At 27.8% G+C, this 22,218-nt stretch carries 29 protein-coding genes and 1 pseudogene; 6 read left to right on the top strand and 24 right to left on the bottom strand.

Annotation, left to right across the window (positions count from 1 at the left end):
• Nucleotides 1–470 precede the first annotated feature (470 nt).
• Nucleotides 471–1,916 carry a sucrose-specific PTS transporter subunit IIBC gene (locus tag ABUA17_RS15810; protein WP_042402370.1) on the bottom strand — a complete coding sequence of 482 codons (1,446 nt, stop codon included), beginning with the start codon at nt 1,914–1,916 and terminating at the stop codon, nt 471–473.
• A gap of 79 nt (nt 1,917–1,995) precedes the next feature.
• Nucleotides 1,996–3,330, bottom strand: a complete 1,335-nt coding sequence (locus ABUA17_RS15805) for a glycoside hydrolase family 32 protein (RefSeq protein ID WP_042402366.1) — start codon at nt 3,328–3,330, stop codon at nt 1,996–1,998.
• 152 nt (nt 3,331–3,482) lie between these two features.
• Between ABUA17_RS15805 and ABUA17_RS15800 the strand changes: the two genes are divergently transcribed.
• Nucleotides 3,483–4,514: a LacI family DNA-binding transcriptional regulator gene (locus ABUA17_RS15800; RefSeq protein ID WP_042402364.1), complete on the top strand. Its 1,032-nt coding sequence runs from the start codon at nt 3,483–3,485 to the stop codon at nt 4,512–4,514.
• Between the two features lie 57 nt (nt 4,515–4,571).
• Here ABUA17_RS15800 and ABUA17_RS15795 read toward each other — a convergent pair whose 3' ends face one another.
• The 11 genes and pseudogenes from ABUA17_RS15795 to ABUA17_RS15745 all read right to left on the bottom strand — a co-directional run.
• Nucleotides 4,572–6,044: a glycoside hydrolase family 32 protein gene (locus tag ABUA17_RS15795; RefSeq protein WP_042402361.1), complete on the bottom strand. Its 1,473-nt coding sequence runs from the start codon at nt 6,042–6,044 to the stop codon at nt 4,572–4,574.
• Nucleotides 6,045–6,251: 207 nt separating this feature from the next.
• Nucleotides 6,252–7,862, bottom strand: a complete 1,611-nt coding sequence (locus ABUA17_RS15790) for an ABC transporter substrate-binding protein (RefSeq protein WP_042402358.1) — start codon at nt 7,860–7,862, stop codon at nt 6,252–6,254.
• A gap of 23 nt (nt 7,863–7,885) precedes the next feature.
• Nucleotides 7,886–8,782 carry a carbohydrate ABC transporter permease gene (locus tag ABUA17_RS15785; RefSeq protein WP_042402355.1) on the bottom strand — a complete coding sequence of 299 codons (897 nt, stop codon included), beginning with the start codon at nt 8,780–8,782 and terminating at the stop codon, nt 7,886–7,888.
• 11 nt (nt 8,783–8,793) lie between these two features.
• Nucleotides 8,794–9,687 carry an ABC transporter permease gene (locus tag ABUA17_RS15780; protein WP_394805652.1) on the bottom strand — a complete coding sequence of 298 codons (894 nt, stop codon included), beginning with the start codon at nt 9,685–9,687 and terminating at the stop codon, nt 8,794–8,796.
• Between the two features lie 619 nt (nt 9,688–10,306).
• Nucleotides 10,307–10,450 (bottom strand): group II intron maturase-specific domain-containing protein, encoded by a 144-nt coding sequence (locus ABUA17_RS15775; RefSeq protein WP_242833274.1) that lies wholly within the window; start codon nt 10,448–10,450, stop codon nt 10,307–10,309.
• Between the two features lie 37 nt (nt 10,451–10,487).
• On the bottom strand, nt 10,488–10,835 hold the full coding sequence (locus ABUA17_RS15770) for a reverse transcriptase family protein (RefSeq protein WP_042402352.1): 348 nt from the start codon (nt 10,833–10,835) through the stop codon (nt 10,488–10,490).
• 164 nt (nt 10,836–10,999) lie between these two features.
• The gene (locus ABUA17_RS15765) at nt 11,000–11,275 is read right to left on the bottom strand and encodes an extracellular solute-binding protein (RefSeq protein WP_396021001.1); all 276 of its coding nucleotides are present in this window, start codon (nt 11,273–11,275) and stop codon (nt 11,000–11,002) included.
• Between the two features lie 3 nt (nt 11,276–11,278).
• On the bottom strand, nt 11,279–11,473 hold the full coding sequence (locus ABUA17_RS15760; protein ID WP_052330760.1) for a hypothetical protein: 195 nt from the start codon (nt 11,471–11,473) through the stop codon (nt 11,279–11,281).
• A 544-nt stretch (nt 11,474–12,017) separates the two neighbouring features.
• Nucleotides 12,018–12,956, bottom strand: coding sequence for a carbohydrate kinase family protein (locus ABUA17_RS15755; RefSeq protein WP_042402349.1), 939 nt, complete (start codon nt 12,954–12,956; stop codon nt 12,018–12,020).
• A 75-nt stretch (nt 12,957–13,031) separates the two neighbouring features.
• The gene (locus ABUA17_RS15750) at nt 13,032–13,181 is read right to left on the bottom strand and encodes a hypothetical protein (RefSeq protein ID WP_172676149.1); all 150 of its coding nucleotides are present in this window, start codon (nt 13,179–13,181) and stop codon (nt 13,032–13,034) included.
• Between the two features lie 527 nt (nt 13,182–13,708).
• Nucleotides 13,709–14,206: pseudogene (locus ABUA17_RS15745) on the bottom strand (FAD-dependent oxidoreductase); the annotation flags it as partial.
• Between ABUA17_RS15745 and ABUA17_RS15740 the strand changes: the two are divergent.
• Both ABUA17_RS15740 and ABUA17_RS15735 read left to right on the top strand, forming a co-directional pair.
• On the top strand, nt 14,204–14,482 hold the full coding sequence (locus ABUA17_RS15740; protein WP_154821349.1) for a helix-turn-helix domain-containing protein: 279 nt from the start codon (nt 14,204–14,206) through the stop codon (nt 14,480–14,482). The pseudogene ABUA17_RS15745 and the gene ABUA17_RS15740 sit on opposite strands and share 3 nt — an antisense overlap.
• 445 nt (nt 14,483–14,927) lie before the next feature.
• On the top strand, nt 14,928–15,137 hold the full coding sequence (locus ABUA17_RS15735) for a helix-turn-helix transcriptional regulator (protein ID WP_154821348.1): 210 nt from the start codon (nt 14,928–14,930) through the stop codon (nt 15,135–15,137).
• 25 nt (nt 15,138–15,162) lie between these two features.
• Here ABUA17_RS15735 and ABUA17_RS15730 read toward each other — a convergent pair whose 3' ends face one another.
• The 7 genes from ABUA17_RS15730 to ABUA17_RS15700 form a co-directional block, all read right to left on the bottom strand.
• A complete protein-coding gene (locus ABUA17_RS15730; protein ID WP_154821347.1) occupies nt 15,163–15,405 on the bottom strand; it encodes a hypothetical protein in 243 nt (80 codons plus the stop codon).
• A 14-nt stretch (nt 15,406–15,419) separates the two neighbouring features.
• Nucleotides 15,420–15,677, bottom strand: coding sequence for a hypothetical protein (locus tag ABUA17_RS15725; protein ID WP_154821346.1), 258 nt, complete (start codon nt 15,675–15,677; stop codon nt 15,420–15,422).
• Nucleotides 15,678–15,754: 77 nt separating this feature from the next.
• Nucleotides 15,755–15,943 carry a hypothetical protein gene (locus ABUA17_RS15720; protein ID WP_042401740.1) on the bottom strand — a complete coding sequence of 63 codons (189 nt, stop codon included), beginning with the start codon at nt 15,941–15,943 and terminating at the stop codon, nt 15,755–15,757.
• Nucleotides 15,940–16,791, bottom strand: a complete 852-nt coding sequence (locus ABUA17_RS15715; RefSeq protein ID WP_042401737.1) for a ParM/StbA family protein — start codon at nt 16,789–16,791, stop codon at nt 15,940–15,942. The genes ABUA17_RS15720 and ABUA17_RS15715 overlap by 4 nt, the downstream gene beginning before the upstream one ends.
• Nucleotides 16,792–16,805: 14 nt before the next feature.
• Complete coding sequence (locus tag ABUA17_RS15710; RefSeq protein ID WP_157029194.1) at nt 16,806–16,970, bottom strand: hypothetical protein; 165 nt, start codon at nt 16,968–16,970, stop codon at nt 16,806–16,808.
• Nucleotides 16,971–17,059: 89 nt separating this feature from the next.
• Nucleotides 17,060–17,230 carry a hypothetical protein gene (locus ABUA17_RS15705; protein ID WP_042401733.1) on the bottom strand — a complete coding sequence of 57 codons (171 nt, stop codon included), beginning with the start codon at nt 17,228–17,230 and terminating at the stop codon, nt 17,060–17,062.
• A gap of 126 nt (nt 17,231–17,356) precedes the next feature.
• Nucleotides 17,357–18,100: a helix-turn-helix domain-containing protein gene (locus tag ABUA17_RS15700; RefSeq protein WP_042401730.1), complete on the bottom strand. Its 744-nt coding sequence runs from the start codon at nt 18,098–18,100 to the stop codon at nt 17,357–17,359.
• A gap of 145 nt (nt 18,101–18,245) precedes the next feature.
• On the opposite strand from ABUA17_RS15700, the gene ABUA17_RS15695 reads away from it, so the two are divergent.
• The 3 genes from ABUA17_RS15695 to ABUA17_RS15685 are packed head-to-tail and all read left to right on the top strand — an operon-like array spanning nt 18,246 to nt 19,142.
• The gene (locus tag ABUA17_RS15695; protein WP_042401727.1) at nt 18,246–18,425 is read left to right on the top strand and encodes a ribbon-helix-helix domain-containing protein; all 180 of its coding nucleotides are present in this window, start codon (nt 18,246–18,248) and stop codon (nt 18,423–18,425) included.
• 15 nt (nt 18,426–18,440) lie between these two features.
• The gene (locus tag ABUA17_RS15690; RefSeq protein ID WP_154821344.1) at nt 18,441–18,620 is read left to right on the top strand and encodes a ribbon-helix-helix domain-containing protein; all 180 of its coding nucleotides are present in this window, start codon (nt 18,441–18,443) and stop codon (nt 18,618–18,620) included.
• A 60-nt stretch (nt 18,621–18,680) separates the two neighbouring features.
• Nucleotides 18,681–19,142 carry a DUF3990 domain-containing protein gene (locus tag ABUA17_RS15685; RefSeq protein ID WP_042401723.1) on the top strand — a complete coding sequence of 154 codons (462 nt, stop codon included), beginning with the start codon at nt 18,681–18,683 and terminating at the stop codon, nt 19,140–19,142.
• A gap of 286 nt (nt 19,143–19,428) precedes the next feature.
• Here ABUA17_RS15685 and ABUA17_RS15680 read toward each other — a convergent pair whose 3' ends face one another.
• From ABUA17_RS15680 to ABUA17_RS15665, 4 genes are all read right to left on the bottom strand, one after another.
• Nucleotides 19,429–20,301 carry an N-acetylmuramoyl-L-alanine amidase gene (locus tag ABUA17_RS15680; RefSeq protein WP_349818209.1) on the bottom strand — a complete coding sequence of 291 codons (873 nt, stop codon included), beginning with the start codon at nt 20,299–20,301 and terminating at the stop codon, nt 19,429–19,431.
• 52 nt (nt 20,302–20,353) lie between these two features.
• On the bottom strand, nt 20,354–20,779 hold the full coding sequence (locus tag ABUA17_RS15675) for a phage holin family protein (RefSeq protein WP_042401717.1): 426 nt from the start codon (nt 20,777–20,779) through the stop codon (nt 20,354–20,356).
• Nucleotides 20,780–20,884: 105 nt separating this feature from the next.
• A complete protein-coding gene (locus ABUA17_RS15670; protein ID WP_349818210.1) occupies nt 20,885–21,073 on the bottom strand; it encodes a hypothetical protein in 189 nt (62 codons plus the stop codon).
• Between the two features lie 15 nt (nt 21,074–21,088).
• Nucleotides 21,089–21,922 carry a DUF6236 family protein gene (locus tag ABUA17_RS15665; protein ID WP_349818211.1) on the bottom strand — a complete coding sequence of 278 codons (834 nt, stop codon included), beginning with the start codon at nt 21,920–21,922 and terminating at the stop codon, nt 21,089–21,091.
• Between the last annotated feature and the right edge of the window lie 296 nt (nt 21,923–22,218).

The following is a 22,218-nucleotide window of genomic DNA, read 5'->3' as shown; positions in this document are numbered from 1 at the left end:
TAACATGAACGTACCCGTATGGGTTATTTTTTTTGCAATTAATTAGTGTTGCACTTGATATTGTAATTTATCATATATATAAACATCTGCTCTAGCTTTCTTTGCAGTTATAGCTGCTACACAACCTCTCCATGCTAAATTTCACTATTTATTATTAAACTTTATCTAATCTTTAATACTTTACTTCATTACTTATATACTAATTAATAATATACTAATATCTTATTATTAAATATTATTAATTAGTCTTTACTCTTATTTATAAAAGCTATAGTTATAATTAATTTACTATATAAAAATGAAGGAAACTATATTTTATCTAGCTCCCTTCATTAAAAGTTTTATACTCTCTCATACATTTCAAAATTTTTACTCTATTTTTATTTAACTACAATTTATTATATCCAAATTATAATTCAATTATTATTCATATCTTACTTATATAATTCAGAGTAATTATTACTTATAATTTATACAATTTCTTTCTTTTTAGCTAATATTTTAGCTAATATAACTGTAGAAATAAATGCTACTACAAAAGCCATTAGCATTGTTATCATATATTGAATCATTGATTCAGCTCTAATTACTATAACCCCTGGTAATCCTGCAGGTCCTGGTGATAAAGATAACACCTTCATAAATGTTGCATAAGCAGAACTTACAGCAGAACCTATTAAAGCACCTATAAATGGATATATTAATTTTAAATTAACTCCAAATACTGCCGGCTCTGTTATTCCTAATAATGCTGATATACCAGCAGCTGATGCTGTACTTTTCATTTTAGCATTCTTCTTAATTATAAAAAACACTGCTAAAGCAGCTGCTCCTTGTGCTACATTTGATGCTGCAACTACTGCAAATGTTGGGGATCCACCTAAAGTTCCTATATTAGCTAAAATTTGCGTTTCAGCTGCTACTAAACTATGATGCATACCTGTTATAACTAATAATGGATAAACAATACCATAAATAGCTCCTCCAACAAAACCTAAATCAAAGAATAAATACATTACACCAGCTGTCATCCAATCTCCAACAGTTCTCATAACTGGGCCAACAACAGTAAATGTTAAAATTGCTGTTACCAATACAGTTATAAGTGGAGTTACTATATTATCTAACATCGGAGTTACAACTTTTCTCAATCGTTTTTCTATATTTGCTAATATAAATGATGAAGCTATTATTGGCAGAACTGTTCCTTGATAACCTACCTTAGCAATATTAAATCCAAATATACTCCAATATGGTACAGTTCCATCTAACAATGCTTCTCCATATGAATATCCATTTAATAAATCTGGATGAATCATTATAGCACCAATAACCGCACCTAAAACTGGTGTCCCACCAAATATTTTAGTTGCTGAAAAACCAATTAATACAGGTAAAAATACAAATGCAGCATTAGAAAATGTATTTATCATTTCTGCTAATCCTGAAATTGTAGGATAAGCTTCTATTAATGACTTTCCTTTTATAAATAATCCTTGTACCGTTAATAAATTATTAATTCCCATTAGTAAACCTGCTGCTACAAGTGCAGGTAATATTGGAACAAAAACATCTGCTAAAGCCTTTAAAAACCTTTGCATTACATTTCCCTTTTTAGATGATACTTGCTTTAATTCTTCTTTACTAGTTTCTGATATTCCAGATAACCCTATAAAATGTTTACATACCTCATCCACTATTCCAGTTCCTAAAATTATTTGAAATTGACCACCATTATTAAAACTTCCTTTAACTAAATCAATTTCTTCAATAGCTTCACTTTCTATTTTCTTATCATCTTTTAAAACTACTCTTAATCTTGTGGCACAATGTGCAACACTTATTATATTTTCCTCTCCCCCAACACATTTTAATAATTCTTTAGCTACCTTCTCATATTGTTTATCTTTAGACATTTTTACCCCTCCATTTTAAAGTATTTTAATCAGCAACTATTATAAAATTTAAATTATACTAATAGATGCTGATTAAAATTTATATCTTAAGCAATCGTATTGTTTCTATATTATGCACTTCTATTTTAGACTCTAGTCCATATACTATATTTGAAATAACATATTTTCCATCATTAATAAATATTTCAATAATTCCATTGTCAATATAAATTGATAAATCATATCTACCATTCAACTTAGAAGACTTAAATACTCGTCCTTTTCTTTTCATATCCGGAAACACTTTACTTCTATCTGTAACTATACTATCATCTACTATAGAAATCTTATATCCACCTATATCCAACACACTATCTTTATTTAATGTAGCATTTAACTTATAAACATCATTTACATCAAACTCTGACAATTTAACTTCTTTATTAAATAATTTATCTATATATTCTGGAGCACTAAAGTACACATCATTATTTTTTATATTAATAACTCTAGGAAGAGACATCATTCCTATCCAATCTTCGCCATCAAACGTTAATGGCATTCTCATCCAACCAATTAAAACTCGATTTCCAAACTCATCTAAAGTAGTTTGTGGTGCATATAAATCTAGTCCTTCATCTAAGAATTTTTGATTATTTATTAATTTCATCTCACAAGTTTCTTCATCAAAATCAACTATTGAATAAACGGAGTTATTAGTATAATTAATATCATCTGCTATAATATTCTCTGGTGACATTACTAAAACATATCTACCATCTACTTCAAATAAATCTGGACACTCCCACATATCTCCTATTGTATCATCATAGCATCTATTTTTATAAGTCCACTTTTCTCCATCTTTGCTGGTATAAAATAATGCTTCTCCTGTAAACTTATCATTATCTTCTTGTTTGAATTTACTTCCAAGTATCATAGAATAACTATCTTTATATTTCCAAACTTTAGGATCTCTTGTATGTGTACGATGCCCTAAACTTTCATCCATAATAGGAGGTATTATTAATCTTTTATCTTCATAATTATTAAATGTATATCCATCTTTTGATACTATCTTGGCTTGAGATGCTTCAAATGAATAATTATCATAAGGTGAATGAATATTTCCCTCTCTAAATTTATCATACTTTATTGCCGTATAATATAAATGTAACTCCCCCTTCTCAATAATTGCAGTCCCTGAAAAACATCCATTTTGATCATATTCTTTCGTTGGATATAAAGCTATAGGGTAATGTTTCCACATTATCAAATCTTTACTAGTAGCATGTCCCCAATGCATTGTCCCCCATTTACAATCATATGGAAAATACTGATAAAACAAATGATATTCTCCATTATAATAAATAAATCCATTTGGATCATTAATCCAATTTTTAGGTGCCGTTAAATGTATTTTAGGTCTACCCATTCAAGTTCCTCCATTTCCAATCGTATTAATTACCGGTAATGTTACCGGTAACTTTGTTATTATATTACCATGTTATCATTTTCACGTCAATACCTATAATTTTTTTGATAAATATTTACTATTTTGATATAATAAAAGTGGGTGAGGTGCTTATGACAAAAAAAGTTACATTTAGTGATATTGCTAAATACACAAATTTTTCAAAAACAACAATTTCCAGATATTTTAATAATCCTGATTCATTAACACTTGAATCTAGAAAAAAAATTGAAGATGCACTAATTGCATTGGATTATAAAGAAAACAAAGTTGCTAGAAGTTTAGCTAACGGAAAAAGTGAAATGATTGGAATAATAATTCCTGATTTATTTCTTCATTATTATTCGCAAATGTTAAATTGTCTTATAAATACTTATTCAAAATATAATTATAAATTTTTAGTTTTTGTAGAAAATCATGATACTAATAAAGAAAGTAAATATACTAAAGAAATGAATTATATTAAAGAGTTAATGGCTTATCAAATAGAAGGATTAATAATTCTTAGTAATACTATAGATTCTAAAACACTAAGTGAATTAAGTATTCCAATAGTTTCTATAGAACGTGAAGATAAATATATTTCTAGTGTTAATAGTGATAACTATGCTGGTGCTTTTAAAGCAACTAATTTATTAATAGACAATAAATGTGATATATTAATTCATATAAATACTGATGTTGCAAAAGAAATCCCTTCATATAAACGTATTGAGGCATTTAAGAAAGCTTGCGAAGATAGAAATTCCAAATATACGTGTTATCTTTCACATCTAGGTCATAATTTTGAAGAAACATATATAAACATGTCAAAACTTTATGATGACATAGAAAAAAATTATCCTAATATGAAAAAAGGTATTTTTGTAAGTAATGATACACATGCTAATATTTTATTAAATATTCTTATTAAAAATAAAAAGAAGATTCCTGATGAATATGAAATAATAGGATTTGATAACTCTCCAATTTCTGTAGAGTCAATAATTCCAATTACAACGGTAAATCAAGATATCAATAAAATAGCTGATACTGCAATGAAGTTAATACTAAGACAAATTAATTCTAAAAATAGAGGAAACTCAGTAAAGCTTGAAAATATTACAATTGATACTGATTTAATTATAAGAGATACAACATCTTAAAACAAAATGAGTATGTAGGTTTAATATTACTAAACCTACATACTCATTTTTTATAAGTTAAACTTCAATATCATGTTTCTTAATATTAATTATAGAATTACCTTCTGATGCGAAAGTTATACCTGTAGCTTCTAAAGGCGTATAGAATGTTGACGTCATAACTTGTTCTCCATCATTTGCAAATATCTCTACAGAATATTTATCTATTATTAATCTCATTTTAACTTTTCCATTTTTATCTCTAACCTTCATTTCTCTTTTGTGAAGTATATCTCCATAATTTCCTGAGTAACTTCTATCAAATTCAATTATATTCTTCTTTGAATTAAAGCTTATTATTGTTTCATATTCATTATTTTTTGCTAGTTTAATTTTGAATTCTTCAGCCTGTGATCCATCAATATCTATTGTAATATCTAATTCTCTTCCAAATATACCATCTAGTGACACTTCATCTTTAATTATTAAATTATTATATTCTACCGTATTCTTATAATAATTTTCAATTTCTCTAATTGGATTTTGAATTAAACATCCATCTCTAATTGTAAGCTCTCTAGGCATTGTCATCATTCCACACCATTTAAAATTGCCTGGTACGATTCTATTTTCCCAAGAATGCATCCATCCAATCATTATTCTTCTTCCATCTATTGACTCCAATGTTTGTGGTGCATAAAAATCTAATCCAAAATCTATAACATTACAACTTTCTCTTTCAAATGACTTCTTTTCATTATCATATTTTTCAATTAAATATGCAGTATTGCTTCCATTATGGAATCCATCCTTAGTAGCCTTAACTTCTTGTGGAGAAATTATAAGCACACCTTTTCCATTTAAACTAAATAAATCTGGGCACTCCCACATACGTCCTACTTTATTTTTACTATTATCAACAATAGTTACAAACTCCCATTCTTTTAAATTATTAGATTTATACATAAGAATTTGACCACTACCATCATTACTTCTACTTGCAACTACACAATAAAACTCTTCACCCTCTCTCCATATCTTAGGGTCTCTGAAATCTTCTAGACTGCTTCCTTCTGGTAACATTTCATGAGTAATTACAGGATTACACTCTAACTTTTCATAGTTTTCTCCATCCCCAATTGCTATACATTGAGTTTGTCTTACTACTCTTTCTCCATTTTCATCTTTATTATCTAATACACCAGTATACATAATTACATGTTTGCCATCATACTCTAAGGCACTACCAGAAAAACACCCTCCCATATCATAACTTGCCTCTGGAGCAAGCGCTATCGGTAACTGTTCCCATTTAATAAAGTCATTTGTCTTACTATGACCCCAATACATCGGTCCCCATACTACATCATAAGGATGATATTGATAAAACAAATGGTATTCGTTATTAAATGTTGAAAATCCATTTGGGTCATTAATCCATCCTATAGGGGCACATAAATGAAAAGATGGTTTCTCCTCTTTTGATATACAATTAATAAATTCTTTTTCATATTTTCTTACTTTTTCTAAAATAAAATTATTTTCTATCATCACTATTACACCATTCCTATTATACTATGCATACTAAAAACATATCAAAATTAAAATATTATTTTGTAATATTCTAGTTAAGAGGTAGGAATTACTATACGATAACTCTATAAACAACATACTTTTTCTAATTATATTTATCGCATTTTAATTCAAACCTCTTAACTACTTACTAATTTTTTTAATTATCTATATTTCATCTAATCTTTATTTAAAATATTCATCTAAATATTTTTGTTTAATTTCTAACATCTTAGATAAACCTAACTTTTCCATTTCTTCAAGATAAGAATTCCACTCTTCATCAATTCCACCATTTAATACCCATTCAGCTCTCTTACGATCAGTATATTGCCTTACTGCTGTTTCATATTGAGTAAGTAATTCAATATCCTCTTGACTCATAAGCACTACTGGATAATTATATTCTGCTTTCATATCCTTAACATAAGTTCCATGAAGTATATCTAATCTAGCTTTAGCATCATCTGGACAAGTTGAATATTTACCATAGTATTCATTAAGAATTGCTAATGGCCCTCCAGCACATTGATTAACTCTAACTTCCCATGGTGAAGAACCACCTAAATCTAAATGAGCTAAAGTACCATCTTCTTTCAACTCAAATATATTTTGATTTAACTCATCACCATAAGTTCCCCAGTTATTTTGAATTGATTGAAGTGGATCATATAGTTCATCTATCCATTTTGCTGTTAATTCTAAATTCTTATTTGCACTAGTTACTACACATCTACCAATATCAACACCATATCCGTTAGATCTTGGTACATTAACATTTCCTTCTGGACCTGCTAATGCTGGAAGAGCTATATAATCTTCTGGATTAGTAACGATGTTTGCAGCATCCCATGTAAAGAACATTCCATATCTACCATTATTACCCTTAGCTACATAAGTTGCCCAATCCTGTGTAAATGCTTCTGGATCAAAAAGACCTTCATTTTGAAGAGAGTTAAGCCATTTTAGTCCTTCTTTATATCCTTCTTGAACAGTTGAATAAATAACTTTCTTATCATCTGTTACAAGGAAATGATCTGTGTTATCCCCCTCACCAAATGCTCCAAGTAATATAGCAGGATCTTCATTTCCTCCATTCATTATGAATGACATAGGAATTACATCAGTTCTTCCTTCTGGATTTCCATCTCTAAATGCTTTTAATACTTCTACTAATTCATCAGTTGTAGTTGGCACTTCTAATCCTAACTCATCAAGCCATTTCTTATTTATAAATGGAATATCTGCTACAGCTTGAATAGCTTCCTTACCACTTCCTAATTCTTCTATCCATGGGAATGAATATATATGTCCATCTGGAGCTGTAATCATTTTTCTATATTCAGGATTTTCATCTAATATCTTAGATAAATTAGGCATATATTGATCTATTAAGTCTTCAACTGCAACAATTACACCTTGCTTTGAATAACGAAGCAAATCATAATTACTCATAGCTGCATTAAAAACTACATCTGGAAGTGTGTTTTTTTTAGATAATGCTAAGTTCTTCTTATCACCATATTGATCATCTGGATAGCATGTCCAATCAATATGAACATTAGTTTCTTCTTCTAATCTTTTAAATATAAGTCTTTTATTTGGATCTTGTTCTGAAATTGCTGGTGCACTTGTTAACATAGTTAAAGTTGCAGTTTCCTCTAAAGGAAATGAAACATTCGTTAACACAGTTTCCTCACTTTTCTCATTACCTTTTGACCCGCAACCTATTAAAGAAATTGCCATAATTGATACTAATGCTGTACTTATTATTGTTTTAATGTTGTTTTTCCTCATTTTTTCTCTCTCCTTTTATAATATTATCCTTTTATTGAGCCAACCATAATACCCTTATCAAAGTATTTTTGGAAGAATGGATACATAACTAATAATGGTAAACTTGAAACTACTATAGTTGAATACTTTAATAACTCTGATATCTTAGACATTTCAGCTATACTTTGAATATCAGCAATCATACCTGTAGATGGTGCATTTTGAATTAATATTGATCTTATTACTAATTGTAGCGGTTGCAAATTAGCATCATCTATATAAATCATTGCATCGAAATAGCTATTCCATTGTCCTACAAATTGATATAACATCAATACTGCTATAATTGGTTTTGATACTGGTAAAACTATCTTAAAGAAGTGCTTAATTTCACTTGCTCCATCAATAGCTGATGCTTCTCTTAACTCTCTAGGTAAAGTTTTAAAATAAGTTTTAGCAAGCATTATATTCCATACATTAATTGCTCCTGGAAGTAAAATTGCCCATACTGTATTTAAAAGATTTAACTTATCTATCAATAAATATGTTGGTATTAATCCACCACCTAAAAACATAGTTATCACATATAATGTATTTACAAATTTTCTTCCAACAAACTCTTCTTTTGATAATGGATATGCTGCCATTAATGTTACTGCAACTGATATTACTGCATATGATATAGAGTAAAATACTGAGTTCAAAAAGCCTCTTAAAAGCATATCATCTTTTAATACCCTTTTATATCCTTCTAATGACCATTTACTAAAATCAAAAGTTATACCTTCACTACTCAACACAACTGGATCCATAAAAGATGCAACAATAACATATATAAGTGGTACTATTATAGCTAAAAGAAAAATTCCTAATAATATATATCCACTATTTAAAATAAGTCTATCTGAAAGTGAAAGTTTTTGTCTTTTTTTCTTTTTCATATCTTCTCCCCCTATAGTCCTAACGCTTCTTCTTCATCTTTATTTAGTCTCTTGACTGATGTATTTACTACAACTAATAATATTACATTTATTACTGCATTAAATAATCCAACTGCTGTGGAAAAACTATAGTCACCTAACTGTAATCCCATTTTATAAGTATAGGTAGCTAATATTTCAGATGTAGGTAAATTTAAGCTTGTTTGTAATGCTAAAGCCTTTTCAAAACCTATACTCATAATTCCACCCATAGATAAAATAAATTGAATAACCATTATTGGTTTAATTGCTGGAATATCAACATTCCATATTTGTTGAAATATATTAGCACCATCAATTACCGCTGCCTCTGTCAATTCCTTACTTGCATTAGATAATGCTGCAGTATAAATAATAGAAGCCCATCCTGCACCTTGCCAAATTCCACTAGCTATATAAATAGTACGGAATGCTTCTGGCTTGGTCATAAAATTTATTGCTGTTCCAAAAGCTTGATTAATAGGTCCTACTGGTGATAAGAATAGAATAATCATCCCTGAAATTACAATTACAGAAATAAAGTTCGGAGCATATATTACTAATTGTATTACCTTTTTTATTCTCTCACTTTTAACTCTAGTTAATAGTAATGCTAGTATAATAGGTATTGGAAATCCCCATAATAATCCATAAACACTTAACTTTAAAGTATTCATTAATAGGTTCATAAAATCTGGAGATGATAAAAACCTTTGAAAATGTTTAAACCCAACCCAATCACTTCCTAATATACCTGCTATAGGGTTATAATCTTCAAATGCAATTAATATTCCTCCTATTGGAATATACTTAAATATAATCAATAGTAATAATGGAGGTAATGTAAAAAAAAGATATAACTGATAATTTCTTTTTACATAATTTATTTTTTTTACTAAACTACTTTTCCCTCCTTTCTGACCTCTTAAAAACTTACCTCCCAATGATTCCTTTTTAATCGGTATAGCTGTCTCTACTTGCCTCAATTAAATCCCATCCCTTCGAATAAATTTTACTTATTATAATTTGCATATTTTGTATTTACATATAAATCATAAATACATGCTAACTTTTTGGTAATCGTTAACGTAACCGGTTACCTTTATTAATATAATATCATGTTACCGGTTACACGTCAATGAATTTCTTCATTTTTTTCAATTTAATTCCATGTAAATTTCTTATACAATTCAATCACCACTCAATCCTAACTTTTAATTTAATCGAGTATGAGGTAGATAATTATTTTATCTATCGGCCTCTCACACCACCGTACATACCGGTCTAGTACACGGCGGTTCTTTAAGTTTAATGAATTTTAATATATTGACGCGTTAGGCTTTTCAAACCTAAGTCGTTAAAGAATTGATTTGTTATTGTAGTATTTAATATTGCACTATTTGCTACTCGCCAGTATCCTTTTCGGGTATTGGCAAATTTTATTGCTTGATAGTGATTAAGTGCTAGTTTCTTAAGGTTTTTATATCTTGTTTTAATCTTCTTTCACTATTTCCATATACACATTCTTAATCTCTGTTTAATCCATTTATCCCATTGAATAACAATGCCTTTACACTTTGCTATTCCATAATAATTAATCCAAACTATATTAACTTGATTTAGCTTAATTATTCTTTGTTCTAAAGTCATCGGTTTTGCCCTTGATAATATTTCTCGTAGTTTGTCTTTATGCTTCTTTATTAATATAATCTTCAGCTTTCTTTATTCTATCTTTTGCAGCTCTACCAGGGTGGAATTCAAAACTATTCTCTGAGAAATTTTCATCATAAATTAGGTTTAGTTCTTGTTCAATTGCTTGTTGAATAAGTCTATCTAAAACCGTATGTATTACTAGTAACCTAGTACCTCCGTTTGGTTTTGGGATTTCAGCTGTTCTAACTAGCATTAGTTTGTACTCATTATTGAATATATCTTCTCTAATTTTAGTCCATTTTGTTTGTAGAAATTGTTTAAGTTCATAAACTGTCATTCCATCAACTCCATTGCTTCCTTTATTGGATATTACTATCTTCATTGCTAGGATTAAGTTTTCCCTAGATAATATTCTTTCTAATGAGCCATATTCAAATTCATCGGTTTCTCCTTTTGAATTTAATAATACTCCTTCAATAGCTTGTTGAAATGATGTACTTATCTGAGGATACGCTGATGATTTAGATCTTGGGCGTCCATATATTACTAGTTGATCATATAATTGCTTAAATAATCCATCGTCTTTAAAATCTGATAATTGTTTTCACCTGATGGGAATGGCATATCTATAACATATCCATCTTCTAAATGTTCCTTTAATTTTTTACATATTTCAATAAATTCACTCCATGTCCATGGATTATTTATAGATGGAACTTCTATGCCTGCATCTTCTATAATATCATTGTTATAATAAAATCCCACACTAGACTCCATTACCCCTAAATCATATAAATTTCCATTTACAGTTTCTTGCTCTATAATTTAAGGAAGATATATACTTTTCTCTTCTTCTGATAGATTTGATAATGGCTGAATAATATTATTTGCTGCATATACTGATATATTAGGTCCATCAACAGTGATTACATCTGGTAATCCACCTGATATTACTGATACATTAACCTTATCTGAATACACTCCTCCACTTTCATTACGAGGAACAAACTCAATATCCAAAAAGTATTTTCCATTGAATTTTTCATTAAACTCCTTTACAGACTTTGAGTATGCCTATCCATCTGTTGTTTCTTCAATAACATGAACCCACATTGATACATATTCTTCACCATCATCAAATCCTAATATGTTTTTACTTACATCACTAGTTTTAGCAAGTGAGAAGCCAGTAAAATTTACTGTAATAGCAAATAAAATTAAACTACATATTTTTTCACTTTCTCAACTTCTTTGTTTTATATAATCCATAATGTAACCGATAACTTAATGGGATAATAACATGTTAGCGCTTACACATCAGGTTGCTTTTTCCTATTTAAGGCAATTCCTTCTTATTTGTTTATATAACTTTTTAGATAACTTATAATTTAGAGTAAGTTGCTTAATTTTATCTTTATTCTAACCTAATTTTTTATATTATGTAAAAAATAAGATACATCTCTAGATTTAACTCAAGATATATCTTATTTTAATATTATTTGGTGATATTTAATTTAACACAATATAAATTTTGTAATTGGTTAATATTTCAGCACAATTACTTCTAGCTGTTTTTGATGAAAGTTAAAACCTCATCCCAAGTTGGTATAGATTCAAGTGCACCTATTTTAGTTGTAGTTATACCTCCAACTATATTTGCAGTCTTAACTATTTCCTCCATTGATTTATGTGGGTTTTCAACAACTTGAGCTAATACAGCTCCCATAAAAGCATCACCAGCCCCAGTTGCATCCTTCATCTTTAACTCTTTTGTTGGTACTAAAATTTGTTTTTCCTTTGTTGTTAATAACGCCCCCTTTTTCCCTAGTGTAATAATTAAATTTTTGCACCCTAATTTTATAATGAATTCAGAAGCTTCTTTAATGTTGTTTTTTCCACTAATTAAAAAAGCTTCTTCTTCGCTTAACTTAACTATATTACTGTCTTTAATAAAATCAATACAACACTTTATAAATCCCTCTTTGTTATTACCAAATAAACTTTCTCTATAATTAGCATCAAATGATATTATTTTATTATTCTTTTTTGCATATTCCTTTAAATTATAATAAGTTTTTTTCAAATCTCCTTCTAAGAAAGCTGTTGCACTACCAAAATGATATAAATCAAACTTTTCAAGATTATCTTTAATCATCTCAAAAGTCAATCTTGAATCAGCATCCCTGGCAAATTCAAAATCTCTTTCTCCATCTTCCATTAATGATACAAAAGCAAATGTTGTATTATTAGTATCTAATTTAAACATAAGCTCAGTATTAATTTTATTATTTTTAAATGTATCTTCTAAAAAACTACCAAAAGCATCATTTCCAACAGTTCCACAAAAATATGCTTCTGCACCTAATTTTGATATAGCCGCTGCAACATTAGCTGGAGCACCTCCTGCCTTTTTTAAAAATCCACTTGTTTCTTTTAAAGATTTTCCTAAATCCATTGATACAAAATCTATTAATGCTTCCCCTGGACAAATTACTTTTTTCATATACCCTCTTCTCCTCTTTCTCTAATATATATTTTATGTATTTGCTTAATACTAAATATTTTTTAAATTATTCATTCAATTTATCAAGACCTCTTTCTGCCTTTTAACTATGAAGCTATCTATTATGCAACTTAATCTTATTATTTCATTATCTTTACCATATTTAAAATATAATTCACTTAAAATATCTTGTAATTCATCAATTACTGATTCTTCTATAGTCATCTCCTCACCCCAACCTCTAAAATTTTATACTTCACGTACATATACTCTATAACCCAAAGTAACCGGTAACTTTAATTAGTTTATCATATTAAAAAGTTACTATCAATATTTTTTATGTTATTTTTTACAATTTTATTTTCTAAGCTATAATAGTTCAAAAATACTTGAATAATTAATAATTAGTTATTTCATCCTAAAGAAATCCCAAGAAGTCCATAACCTCCTTGGGATTATAAATACTCTATATTAATTTTTGTTCAAAAATCCTATCCAAATTAACCTTCTTAATCTTATCACTAATTTCCTAATAATTTTACATGTACATGCTATTTCTAAATCTATTCTTTCACCACTATTAGTCCTTAACAATTATAAATAATCTATTATTATTTCATTTAGTCCATCTCTTTCCTTACTAGCTTTTCCTTCATTAATCTTTTTTATATTTAATTTGCTATATTTTCCAAGTGTCCCCAAGAAATAAATACTCTAGAGGGTAACTTTCCCCCCAGAGTATTATCTATCTTCTAAACTAATTTTTGTTCAAAAATATTATCCAAATTCAATTTCTTAATCCTATCTTCAATTTCAGCAGTATCAATAGTATACAAACCTAACTCCTGCATTCTCTTAAAATAACTAGCTCCAGCAAAAGTATACCTGTCCTTTCTTCCCTCCCTAGTAGAAGACTTCTCATTTTCATAAGATATCAAATCACCAATTGCGATAGAAGAAGGTAAAATTAAAAGATGCATTCCCATCATAAGTCTAACAGCATTGTGTCCTGCCAATGAACCTGTACAAATTGCTTCAGTATGACCAACAAAAAGTCCAGACTTTTCACCAGCACAGAAAAGATTATCAACACCAACAACCTTCATATCATTAGTCCTTGGAGCTACAGACAAATACCTTATAGAATTACCCTTACTTCCTGCATAAGGATCAACATACTTAGCATGTTCAAGTCCTGGAATCTTTCTAAGCTTTTGTAAAGGGTAATAAGTAGTCATAAGCTTAGCATGTGCTATGAGAATAAAACTGCAACATATAGAAAGGTATTTGAAACCATTGAAAACACTCAATCTAATATCTATTATATGTTACCAGAGAATAGTGTTAAAGATAAAATTTATAAACTTAGAATGCTTCATGGGCTTACTCAAAAACAATTTGCACTTAAAACTGGAATTGGTTATTCATCTGTATGTAAATATGAAACTGGCCATAAAATAGATAAAAAAAACAAAATAAAAATATGTGCTGCATTTGATATTCCATTAAGTTATTTTGAAGTATAAAGCAAAAAAGAAGGCTGCTTACTTAAAAGCTCCTTCTTTAATTTATATCATTTCTTTTTTATTATTTTAAGTATTACTCTCTTCTTTAACTTTGCATCTTCCATACCGACACCCCATAATCATTTGTTAATAAAATTATACCAAACATACGTTCTTTTAGCAAATTATTATATTTACTTTTACACTCTAATTATACAATAAAAACTGTCCGAACCACTCGAACTATTCGACATTTTATTACATTTATGTATCATTCTTTACACCTCCATTATTATATTTTTTTATGTAATTTAATCCAATTTTATTTATTTTGTATTACCTATGTATTACCATTGTAAACATAATTTCTAAATTATATTTTTGTGCCCATTATAATGAAATTTTTAACATTAATTTCTTTTGAATTTAATTTTAAAAAATGTAATTATATTTAACGGTGATTTAAATGTATAAATTAAAAATAAAAGAATTTAGAGTTAATGCAGGTTACAGTCAAGCTTATATGGCTTCATTACTAAATATGAGTAAATCCTATTACTCTGATTTAGAAAACTGTAAATATCCAATTAAACTTTCTACACTATGCAAAATTGCAAAAATATTTAATGTTCACTCTAGTGATTTATTTATGTGTGAACATGAACTTAGTGAATAAGGGGTAACTCCTTATTCACTATCAATCATTTTATCTCGTTATTCACAACTTTTTTAACAATTTCTATTATATCACTTTTAGTTAATTTAGCATTTAAAGCTATATACTTTTCTAGGTCTTGAAGTATTAATTCTTTAACATAATCTGAAAATTTTCTCTCTTTAAACTGTATATATTTAAGTAAATACATTTCATTTTCAGCAAACCTTATAGATTTTACATGACTATTTGATTCTAATTTCACATCATCTAAAAACCTCAAATCCATTTAAACACCCCATTTTAAAGATCTATTCCCTCAACTCCTATTATTTCATCAAAAGTTTCTTCTTCTTTAGTAGGATGTATGCCTGTTGATATACCCCTACCGTTATCTAATAATGCATTTGCAACAGTAGCACCAACACCATGAAAACCATCTGTTGCTAGTTGATATAAAACTTCTTTTATATAAGCTGATGAATTATATCTACTTGCTAAAAAATCAATTATCTTTCTATCTTTAGAATTACTTTCATTCAAACTCAAATTAACCCTCATTTGCACACCTCGTGTCATTTTGTACCTTATATTAATCAAAATATAAGGTACATAACTTTTAATAAGTACAGTATGTGTTATTTTGTGCTTTTTGGTACTTTATTCTCAATTTCTAAATATACATTGCTATACTTACTATTACCTCTGCCTTTATAAACTTTGCTTGTTTGTATTACTGTGAAAATGTCTGATATTTTATTTAAAGCATTACCTAATTCACTGTTTCCTTCTTCAGTATCAACAAATGTTAATCTAATCTTCATCATTTATCTAATCCCTTTGCCTTTCCAATATTATAACTTCCAGTGCAATTACTACATAAATTATTATTCATAATTTCTACTCTAAATTTCTTATCAAGAACATTTATAAAATATTCTGCTCCTCCCCCAGTAAGATAAATTTTATAATCCCCAAGATTATCTATAGTTACTTTTACATCATTTATTATCTTTGCTGCATACTTATAAATAACATCTTCAAATTCATCAATATTTATTATTTCATTTGCTAATAACTTATGAATATCTTCTAATCTTCTATTTTCGCCTTGCCCATTCAATTTATCAGCTATATCGCTAAATACATCCATCATTCCTATAGCTAATGATTTTTCTTTTTCATTAATGCCGTTGTTAAATGTAAAAATATCAGTTGTTCGCCCCCCAATATCCATTATTGCAATTAATCCATCATTTCTCTTTGATAAGCTATAAAATGAGCTCCATCCCTCTCTTAATACACCAACCTTGTTAAAAATAGTTTTATATTCAACACTATTCACTTTATAAGTAAACTCATGACCTTGTAATCTATCAATTATTAAGTTTTTCATTGTCATTTGACTTGCTGGAAGATGTAATATTAAATTAATTTTCCCAGAAACATTGCTTTTAGCTAATGAATAAAATAATGGTACTTCTATTTCTTTGTGAACTTTTGAAAAAGTTTTATTAAATTCTCCCCTACCAAAGAAATAATTATTTCCATCATAGTTTAATACTTCTGCACCAAATACTTCAGCATTATTATCTAATTCAAATCTATTTTCTAAAATAACTCCTTCACTTGTTTTAATATTAAATGATCCTATATCAACAGTTATTAATTTCATTCTCTCTACCTCCATTAATTACTTATTAATTCCATTAACTTTTTAGGAATATTTATCCCTAAAAATACTCTTACCGAAACTAAAAATGATAATAAAACAATTAAGTGAACTATTATCCAAAATACCCATGTTATTGTAATGTCTATAAACATCTTTATTTCTGCTACTGTAAATTTCATTTTAAAATCCCCCTTGAATTTTTACATCCAAGATGGTATACTCAACTTGCTACTGGAGAGTGTGCCATCTATGGTATGCTTTCTTTTTTTTATAAACAAATCTTATCACTTTCTTCTAATCTCTTTATTAAATATCCTAATTCTGCATGATTTAACTTTTCAGCAACTATATCAGCCATAACTTCCGCAAACTTCTCTTCTAATGCTGTCATATCAGTTGGTAATATTAAAGTTACTGTATATTCATTTTTTCTCCCCATATTCTCCTCCTAAATTTGAGTTTTTAAAAACTCTATATGTTCTTCATAAATTTTTCTTACTGTCTCATTTCTCTGGTGTAATATAAGTCTTTTAAGTTCTCTTATTCTTCCTTCTATACTCATTCTCTAAGCTCCTAACCATGCTATTCCTAAAGGCAATTCTTCTTCAATTACTTTTTCTTGCTTCTCCCAACCTAACAATTTCTTTTCTAATGAATCATAGTCATATTCTCTAGCTTTAAAATTGTTAAATTTAAAAGGATTTATTCCATCGACTAAATATTTTGATTTAGTCTTTGCTCTTTCTATTGCTCCAATAAGATAAGTAGCATTTACTTTATCTACAGTTATACTTTCAATTGCATTTTCTAAAACACCTTTTTCAGTATTATTAATCACTTCTTTTTGCTTTTTAGACAATATAATTCCTTTGAATTTGTCTAATACAAGCTTAATCTTATCAGATTGGCTCTCATTTTCTTTTAAAACTTCTTCAACATCTATTTGCCCTTCTAAAGGTAAATTGCCGTTAGAATCAACATGAGCCTTATTTGTTGAAGTCTTTTTCTTTTCTGTAATAATAAATTGATTTATATTTTCTATAAAATATCTATTATTATCTTTAAACTTCCTAGTAACTCTAATTAAGCCTTTTTTCTCAAGCTTCTTTATAGTAGATACTACTCTATTTTTAGAAGTTGTATTAAATGCTTTCATCAAAGTTTTTAAATCTGGATAAGCATAACCAAAATTATGATTATGAAACTCGAAAAGCAATTCTAAAAGATATTGTTCATTTACTGATAAGTCCTTAGTTCTAATGTATTGTCTAAATGATATGAAATTTTTAGATACTTTTGATTGCGACATTTAATTCACCCCTTTTTTGTTTACTTAAGTTTATGAATTAATTATAAAACTTAAGTAAACTTTTGTCAACACAATGCTTAAATAAATTAAATAAACTTTGCAAAACTTAAGTAATATGTAGTAAAATTTATACAGAGGTGATTACATGAACGAAATAAATAAAAGTAAATATAGAGAATTGAAAACTAGAGTTAGATTCACTACATCAATAGATTTAGACTATAATAATAAACTTGATAAACTTAGTGAAGAAACTATGATACCAAAATCAAAATTAGTTGATAGAGCTTTAGAATTATTATTTAGCGAATATAAATTAAAATAATAATAGAGGATTATAATGAGTGAATTAGTAAGAAATAAAGACTTAAAAAACAGAGTTAGATTTTCTACCTCTTTAGATAAAGATTTAGCAAAAAGATTAGATGATTTAAGCATAACTACACGAATACCTAAATCAAAGTTGGTAGATGAAGCGATTGAAATGCTTCTAGATAAACATGAAAATAAATTAAAATAATTTATAAGAAAATAATTTATAAAAACCTTATAAAAATTAACAAAATTGTGGGGTGATATTATGGAAAAGGAAATTTTATATCATGGGAGTTATATGAAGATAGAATATCCTGAAATTCGTAAACATAGATTTACAAAAGATTTCTCATGGGGATTTTACTGTACTAGTATCAAGGAGCAAGCAGAAAAATGGGCTAGTAAGTTCACTACTTCAATAGTTAATGTGTATGAAATTAATAACTTAGAAACTTTGAATATAAAAAAATTCGATGGATACAATGATGAATGGCTGGAGTTTGTTGTGAATTGTCGTAGTGGTAATACTCATAATTATGATGTTGTTATTGGACCTATGGCTGATGATACTATATATGATTATATTGAAGCATATTCATTAGGACATATGAACAAAGAAAAATTCTTTGAATTAATGAAATTTAAATATCCAACTCATCAAATTAGTTTTCATACCATCAAAGCATTAGATTGTATTAATTTTGTAGAAAGTTATACTGTAAACTAATCAAATAATATTTACTAAAATAAATTAAAAGCTCTTTGGTCTACCAAAGGGCTTTCTTTTAAAAAAAAATAATAAATATATATAATAAATATTTTTAGTAATAAATATAGGGTATCAAATTAATACATTGTTAAGTATTACTTTGATACCTTTGTTAGTATTGTTTTAATACTCTACTTAGGTATTAATTTATACTCTTATTGGTATTATTTTGATACCTATTTTATAAAATTAAAATAAAAAAAGCTAGCAAGTAAGATTTCTCCTGCCTACTAGCCTTAAATAATTATAAATTTAATAATTTTCTCCAAGTGTTTTGCCCAACAATTCCATCTATAGAAAGCCCTCTAGTTTTTTGAAACTCTCTTACAGCAGTATGAGTTCCATTACCAAAGATTCCATCTACCCCATTTGTTGAATATCCTAATTTTACAAGCTTTTCTTGAAGCAATTTAGTAATATTCCCTTTAGCTCCTTTCTTTAAAACTGGACAGCCAGCTAAAGTTGCTGGACCTGGAATGCCATCTACAGTTTGTTTAGAGAAACCTTGCTTATTGCATTCTTCTTGTAATCTCTTAACCCAATCATCACCTTTCTTAACAGTAGCTGATTGATTAGGAGTAGGGTTTGTTGCTGGAGCAATAACTATATGCTTATCTAATGCATCTACTATAGCCTTTGCAATTGCTTTATATCCAACTTCAAGATACTTTTTTGCGTCTTCTGTATCTACAAAGCAAACTTCTATAAGCATAGATTTAGCTTTAGTTCTTCTGATTACATAAAGTCCAGTACCAGCTTTAACACCTCTATTATTAAATCCTAATGCTGATATATTGTTACAAACATCAATAGCATCTTGATATTGTCTACCTTCATAAGTATAAACTTCTACGCCTTGTCCTCCTCCAGCATTAAAATGAATTGATATGAACAAATCTAAGTCCTCTCTATTGGCTTGTTGTACGACTAATGCTAAGCTTTCATTTGTAGTTGAAGCATAATCCACAGTACAATTATAAACTGTATTACCTCTTTCCTTTAATAATCTTCTTACTTCTTCCCCAACTAATCTAGTATGTTCTCCTTCTTTTATAATTCCCGCTGCTCCTGTTCCAGCTCCACTTAATGTATGTCCATCATTTACTCCGATTTTCATTTTTACATTCCTTCTTTCTTTAATATATTTTTATAAATTAAAAGAACAGGATCTACTCCTGCTCTTTACTTAACTCTTTCTTTTCTCCATCTTTAAGTTGTACTAATGCATCTTTTAATTTCTCTGGTATAGGTAATCCTAATCCAGCACAATTTTCTAATAAGCTAATACCTTCGTTTGCTATATAAAAGTAGCATATAAGAGTTCTAAATACCCATGTTCCTGTATTTAATAGCCTATCTAGTAATACCGATACTATTAAAACAATAAATATAACTGTTTTCCTCGCTATACCTTTAAGTCCTATATCGCTAGATACTTCTTTATTTATCCATGCTCTTAATACTCCAGTTGCATAATCTAACGCCATAAAGCACACTAAAACAATAAGAGCAGTGTCCCATGTTCCAAATAACCATGTTACTCCAGTTCCTATTGTTGCTACAATAATTTTAAAATAGTTTAATAAGTTTTCCATTTTACACCTTCCTTTTTTATATTAAAAAAGAAGCTAGATTTTACTCTAACTTCTTACTTTATTGGTTTATTCTAAGTTTTTAATGCAATACTTTAACTATATTGATTAGTTATTCTCTTTATTTTTATAACGACTTATAAAGTCTAAAATAATAGCTATAGCAAATAATACTAATTTACTAATTTTATTTATTGTTGAAAAAATACAAACTATTATTAATATTACTGATACAACATCATATATTGATAACCTAATTGTAAAATTAATATTTTTAATTTGTATTTTTTTAATCATATTAACACTCCTAAATTATAATTCTTTTTGAGAATAGTATAAGTAAGCAAAATCTGATAGATTATCTGGAATATGTTTAGGTATCAACTGTTTATCAATTCTTAACTTTATTGATGATGCTGCAAGTCCTAAAGATGCCAACATAATTGAATTGCCTGTTTCTTTTCCAATTATATATCCAGCCCCACCCATAATTAAACTGTTAATATCAATATTAACTTTCACTGATCCTAATAATTTTTTTATTTTAGATTCATTCATAACTTTATTTATAGCTATAATCTTCTTTTCTAAGTCTTTTATTGCAACTGATTTAGAAATATCTATATCTCCTGAATTAATTATAGATAAATATATTTTATCCATACTATTTCTAAATTCCATTAGTTCATCTCTTCTTTTTTCTTTAAAGTTAATAATATCATCTAATGGAACATCTGTTGCAGGTATAGGTAAACTATTATATAGATCTAATATTAATGTATTCTTTCTTTCAACTTCATCTTTTGGTAATAATAAGTTTAAATTACCTTGTCCTAAAGTCCATCTTTCATTTTTATTAAGATTATTATTATTCAAAGCTTGTATTTGAGCATTTAAAAACAACTCTTCCATATTTATTATACCATTACAACTACAATTATATTTTGTTCTTTGTAATAAATTTAAACTTTCTAAATAATCAATATCATTTGATGTACAATGTATTATATTATTTGTAGGAAAATCTATTCTATCCCAATATAATAAATATTGTCTCAATTTTAAAGGATCAATATCACTACTCTTTAAAAATAACTCTGTTCCTTTTGCTTCATATTCTGGTGCTACAACTATTCCCCTTAGCATTAATTTCCCTCCACTATATTTAAATTATTTTTATCTTATGATATAATAGAGGCAACAGAATAGACCTCTATTATAAAGAATTCACTGGATGGCAGTCCATAATGTGAATTCTTTTTTATTTTACAATAAGCAACTATAAAAGGCAAATTTAAGCAATAAAAAAAAGACTAGTATTAACTACTCTTGTAAGATCTTTAATATTAAGTTTTACGAACAATATAAATCAAGTGTGAGTTAAAATTATTTCATCATTATATTTATAGCCACCCTATTTAAATTATTGGTATCGCCTATAA

This window comes from Clostridium sp. RTP31139st1_H3_RTP31139_211217 (assembly GCF_040227035.1).
Lineage (GTDB): Bacteria > Bacillota > Clostridia > Clostridiales > Clostridiaceae > Clostridium > Clostridium saudiense.
The sequence above is the reverse complement of the archived record's forward strand: the minus strand, read 5'-3'. Positions and strand labels throughout refer to the sequence as shown.

Coding starts and splice junctions, on each gene's coding strand:
- ABUA17_RS15810 (WP_042402370.1), bottom strand. CDS start 1,916: ATGTCTAAAGATAAACAATATGAGAAGGTAGCTAAAGAATTATTAAAA.
- ABUA17_RS15805 (WP_042402366.1), bottom strand. CDS start 3,330: ATGGGTAGACCTAAAATACATTTAACGGCACCTAAAAATTGGATTAAT.
- ABUA17_RS15800 (WP_042402364.1), top strand. CDS start 3,483: ATGACAAAAAAAGTTACATTTAGTGATATTGCTAAATACACAAATTTT.
- ABUA17_RS15795 (WP_042402361.1), bottom strand. CDS start 6,044: ATGATAGAAAATAATTTTATTTTAGAAAAAGTAAGAAAATATGAAAAA.
- ABUA17_RS15790 (WP_042402358.1), bottom strand. CDS start 7,862: ATGAGGAAAAACAACATTAAAACAATAATAAGTACAGCATTAGTATCA.
- ABUA17_RS15785 (WP_042402355.1), bottom strand. CDS start 8,782: ATGAAAAAGAAAAAAAGACAAAAACTTTCACTTTCAGATAGACTTATT.
- ABUA17_RS15775 (WP_242833274.1), bottom strand. CDS start 10,450: ATGACTTTAGAACAAAGAATAATTAAGCTAAATCAAGTTAATATAGTT.
- ABUA17_RS15770 (WP_042402352.1), bottom strand. CDS start 10,835: ATGAAGATAGTAATATCCAATAAAGGAAGCAATGGAGTTGATGGAATG.
- ABUA17_RS15755 (WP_042402349.1), bottom strand. CDS start 12,956: ATGAAAAAAGTAATTTGTCCAGGGGAAGCATTAATAGATTTTGTATCA.
- ABUA17_RS15750 (WP_172676149.1), bottom strand. CDS start 13,181: ATGACTATAGAAGAATCAGTAATTGATGAATTACAAGATATTTTAAGT.
- ABUA17_RS15740 (WP_154821349.1), top strand. CDS start 14,204: ATGTGCTATGAGAATAAAACTGCAACATATAGAAAGGTATTTGAAACC.
- ABUA17_RS15735 (WP_154821348.1), top strand. CDS start 14,928: ATGTATAAATTAAAAATAAAAGAATTTAGAGTTAATGCAGGTTACAGT.
- ABUA17_RS15730 (WP_154821347.1), bottom strand. CDS start 15,405: ATGGATTTGAGGTTTTTAGATGATGTGAAATTAGAATCAAATAGTCAT.
- ABUA17_RS15725 (WP_154821346.1), bottom strand. CDS start 15,677: ATGAGGGTTAATTTGAGTTTGAATGAAAGTAATTCTAAAGATAGAAAG.
- ABUA17_RS15720 (WP_042401740.1), bottom strand. CDS start 15,943: ATGATGAAGATTAGATTAACATTTGTTGATACTGAAGAAGGAAACAGT.
- ABUA17_RS15715 (WP_042401737.1), bottom strand. CDS start 16,791: ATGAAATTAATAACTGTTGATATAGGATCATTTAATATTAAAACAAGT.
- ABUA17_RS15710 (WP_157029194.1), bottom strand. CDS start 16,970: ATGAAATTTACAGTAGCAGAAATAAAGATGTTTATAGACATTACAATA.
- ABUA17_RS15705 (WP_042401733.1), bottom strand. CDS start 17,230: ATGGGGAGAAAAAATGAATATACAGTAACTTTAATATTACCAACTGAT.
- ABUA17_RS15700 (WP_042401730.1), bottom strand. CDS start 18,100: ATGTCGCAATCAAAAGTATCTAAAAATTTCATATCATTTAGACAATAC.
- ABUA17_RS15695 (WP_042401727.1), top strand. CDS start 18,246: ATGAACGAAATAAATAAAAGTAAATATAGAGAATTGAAAACTAGAGTT.
- ABUA17_RS15690 (WP_154821344.1), top strand. CDS start 18,441: ATGAGTGAATTAGTAAGAAATAAAGACTTAAAAAACAGAGTTAGATTT.
- ABUA17_RS15685 (WP_042401723.1), top strand. CDS start 18,681: ATGGAAAAGGAAATTTTATATCATGGGAGTTATATGAAGATAGAATAT.
- ABUA17_RS15680 (WP_349818209.1), bottom strand. CDS start 20,301: ATGAAAATCGGAGTAAATGATGGACATACATTAAGTGGAGCTGGAACA.
- ABUA17_RS15675 (WP_042401717.1), bottom strand. CDS start 20,779: ATGGAAAACTTATTAAACTATTTTAAAATTATTGTAGCAACAATAGGA.
- ABUA17_RS15670 (WP_349818210.1), bottom strand. CDS start 21,073: ATGATTAAAAAAATACAAATTAAAAATATTAATTTTACAATTAGGTTA.
- ABUA17_RS15665 (WP_349818211.1), bottom strand. CDS start 21,922: ATGCTAAGGGGAATAGTTGTAGCACCAGAATATGAAGCAAAAGGAACA.